General features: G+C 47.9%; 2 protein-coding genes. Both read right to left on the bottom strand.

The window, feature by feature from the left end:
* Positions 1 to 1,256: ShlB/FhaC/HecB family hemolysin secretion/activation protein (locus ACTG33_RS16540; protein WP_439136324.1), on the bottom strand; the 1,256-nt coding region annotated here is incomplete at its 3' end.
* Positions 1,257 to 1,317: 61 nt separating this feature from the next.
* Positions 1,318 to 3,627: a protein kinase domain-containing protein gene (locus ACTG33_RS16545; protein ID WP_439136325.1), complete on the bottom strand. Its 2,310-nt coding sequence runs from the start codon at positions 3,625 to 3,627 to the stop codon at positions 1,318 to 1,320.
* Between the last annotated feature and the right edge of the window lie 291 nt (positions 3,628 to 3,918).

Here is a 3,918-nt window from a genome sequence, read left to right on the forward strand (position 1 = left end):
TCGATACCGGCGCTGAAGTTAAAGTCACGCGAGCGGTAAATTTTTTGCTCCAGACCGATCGCATAAGCTTCGTTGAAGCCTTCCATCTCAAGCTGATTAATGACCGAATTGCTGCCGCCATCAACATCTTCTAACGCGAATTCGTTACGCTCTGCAGACAAGGTCAAACGGGTCCGCGCACTCCATAGCGGAATACTGTAACTGGCCTGATACAAATCAGTATTTCCGGGATCGGCAGAACGCAGATACCCAAGGGTCAATCGGTCACCTCGTCCCAAGGGATTTAACCACTCCCCAACGACATAACCTCGCTTGTCGCCCGTAAAACGAGAACCGTGATTATCGGCTCTGACTGCGACATTCCAGGATTTTTCATTGCGAACCCGCAAATTCAGCGCTGTTTCGCCAGCAGCATCGCCTGCCGTGAAATAACCCGTTACATCCAGACCAGGCAGATCGTTCAGCAAATACAGACCTTCTTCCATGTCTTCGTGACTAACCAGGCTGCCCACGCCCCCATTGAAGGGCTCACTAAGCACCTCACTACCGTATTTCTGATTGTCTTCAACAACGACCTTACCCAGAACCCCTTCCTGAACAGCCAGGGTAATTTCACCGTCTTTTACTTCCTGTTGTGGAATTTTGACTTGCGCAAGGAAAAGTCCGTGCTGACGATAATAACGGGTCAGCTCGTTAGAAATCTCTTCAAGGTCTGCGTAGCTTATTCCGCGCTCTTCATTCTGCTGCTTAATAATCTCAATAAGCTGCTGCAAATTTTCTGCATTAAGATTAGCCACCGTCTTCCTGGCCCCGACTTTATCCAGATAAGCAGCTAGCTCTTCGAGGTTTTCCCGTGTATAACCACTGGCAAAAACCTGATCTTCTTTCATGTACTTAACACGAAGGCTTTCTGCATAAGCCTCAACATCTTCCTTGGTAATTCCGTATTCCGGAAAATCCTGCAAGCGATGAAAGTTGAACTTTTTAACCGTAATCCGGGGTCCATCAGTACGGCTGCTTTTTTCAGGAATATCCGTGTCCAAAACTGGCGCATTATCTTCTACCGTACGGTAAAGATACTCTTTGGTGACATCGGACTGTGAAAATGGCGTTTGTGCGTGAATGGATTCATTCTGCAGAGATCGCTGAAAGTTGGACACTGGAAATTCACTGGCCTCTGCCAACACCTGCATACTGCATAACGATACAACTGGCAGAGCGGCATATACCGGCCACTGAGCTTTCTTTGATGACATCCTTTTCATAGCAGGAAAAGCCCCTAACATGTTTCTCTCCACATCATGATTATGTTAATAATTAAAATTCTCTGGCGACACGAAACCCTGTTGTCTCTCCAGACATTCCATTGTGATCTTTACGCGTCGTAATTAAGCAACGACTCATTGAATCTTCTCGGCTTCCGCCAAGGGCAACCAGAGCACCGCCATCAGAGACAGCCCATTCCTGAACATTACCCACCTGATTCAACAATCCATTTCGATTTGGTTTACCCGACATCACAGAAACCAGCTCATCGCCTTTCTGAATTGCGCCATAACGCAAGTGGCAATTCCTGTCTGGATCTTCTTTGTATTGTCCTGCTTTCCCCGCTGCCAGCCACTCCTGCTCAGTAGGAAGACGATAACGATAACCCGTCTGCTTCGAGAGCCAGCTCAAATAATTCCTCGCCAGATCAATGGAAATATTATTCGCGGGTGTATTTTTCGAGAGGCGGCCCAGGCTTCCACACCCACCTTGAATAGCGCAGAATGATTTCATGTCCGCAGTACTGACTTCATATTTCCCAATCGCCAGCTTTTCGCTGGACGGAGACTTAACCACGACCAGGCGAGGACCGTATCCCCCTGATGCCAACGTATCCTGACAGCTAAATCGAGAGCCACGTGACCCACTACCAGGCGCAAGGTGGGCACAGTAATCGATTTTGATAGACTCCAAATCTGGCTGCCCAGGGAACAGCGCTTTGGCGTCAACCAAAAGATCTTCAGTTTTTTGAGGGTTTTTGGTTTGCAGCTTCATAAAACAACTTCTGAGATCCCGAGCGATATCCGGCACCACTCTTTTTCCCAGTGATCTATCCAGTTGATTCAGCTGTGCATAATTTTGAGATAGGCTTCCGGCTATATCCATGGAAGAGGAACAACGAAGATCGTTTTCAATACGGGCAATAGCCTCCGTCAAAACGGCCTTTTGTCTGGCTTCTGCCTGACGCTGACGTTCACGATTCCGGCTTTGCTCAACAGCATTAATTCGACGCTGCTCTTCCGCAAGCCTGCGCTGCTCTTCTGCCTTTAAATCTGCCAGACGCTGCTGCTCTTCTTCCATTTTCTGCTTCAGATCGGCCTCAACATGACTCAGAGAAGCGGCATCAGCCCCCCAGGCTTCAGCCCTAACCAAAAGAGCTTCCACACCTTCGAAATCCTTATTCTCCAAAAGACTTTCTGTCGACCTCAGTAGCTTTTCAGCTACCTTTTGATGCATTGTCAGTGGCGTTTGCACATCTTCAGGAGCCAACGCCTGATAATCGGCCAACTCCTGACGTAGATCAGCTCCCCACCGCTCTGATATCTCTCCGCTGGCCAACATCCGTTCGATTGAAGAAAGCTTATCTGCAGCTCGACTCTTGGTCAGCGTCTGCTGCAATTCCTCCTGCAACTCCTCTTTAATAGAGTTCTCATCAACAACCTTTTCAGTGTACTTAATGCCATAAAACCCACCGGCAACTGACAAGCCCACCACTGAAGCGACAACAAACCAAAGGGGCATTTTCCCCTTACCATAAAACTGTGACACGAAGTCGCTCACAGTTTCGGTCCGCTTCTCTCTTGAGAACTCTAAGGCTTTTTCCAGAGCGTGCCATTGACGTCGATTGAGCTGGTTTAGACGTTTAGGGTAAAGCTTTTCCTGCTGCGCTTTATCTGCGGGTGTTTTATTGAAGGGATGTTTACCGCAAAACAATTCATAGGCTACACAGGCCAGAGCATATACATCATCACTGGGGGAAGGGTCTTTTCCCTGAAGCATTTCAAGACTGGCATACGCAGGGGTTAATGCTCCCAGAGACCCGGCATCAAAAACGGTATTGTTGTTGCCACTGGAAATAAAGGTTCCGGCAGGGTTCACCGCTCGGGAGATACCGAAATCGAAAACTTTAGCGCCTTTAGAATTAGTGACGAAAATATTTCCCGGCTTAAAGTCCGAGTGCACAATGTGGTGCGAGTGGGCATAGATCAATGCATTGGAAATGTCTTTTAAAATATCGATCGCCTGCTCTTCCGGCAGACCAATACCCGCTTTCTCCCGAAGCAAGACATCTAGCGGTGCACCCTCCAAAAACTCCATGGTCATGAAAACCATTTCGCCATCACGATCAAAATCGTGCACATTAACAATATTGGGGTGCGCCAGTGTTTGTGACTTTCGAGCCTCTCGCTGCAGTGAAACAAAGGCATCTGGATGATTGCGGAAATCATCATTCAACACCTTAATCGCCACATAGGGATCACTGTCACTGGCTTCGAGCTTACGACGATCGGTTGCTTTGTAAACCGCCCCCATGCCACCGACGCCCAAGAGGTCCATTAACTCGAAGCGGCTTTTAATCACAACCTGACTGGTTTGTTTCGCAGAAGCCTGAGGATTATTTACAGAGGAACCTGAGGAAATTGATGAAGGGTTAATCGATTGTGCAAATACCGTAGCATCTGGCGAAGGATTATATACGGAAGGTCTGCCTATAGAAGGATTACCCACAGATGGCGCAACTGGCACATCTGTACCAGAAGCAAAGCTATTACCAGAACCAAAACTATTAAATGTTGTTATATCTTGCTGCGACGAAGAGGAACCCAAACTAGGACTAAAGTGTGAGTCTTTTTTGCTCGAGCTCGGCGTCGT

It is taken from the genome of Pseudomaricurvus sp. (genome assembly GCF_965662505.1).
Classification (GTDB): Bacteria; Pseudomonadota; Gammaproteobacteria; order Pseudomonadales; family Cellvibrionaceae; genus Pseudomaricurvus.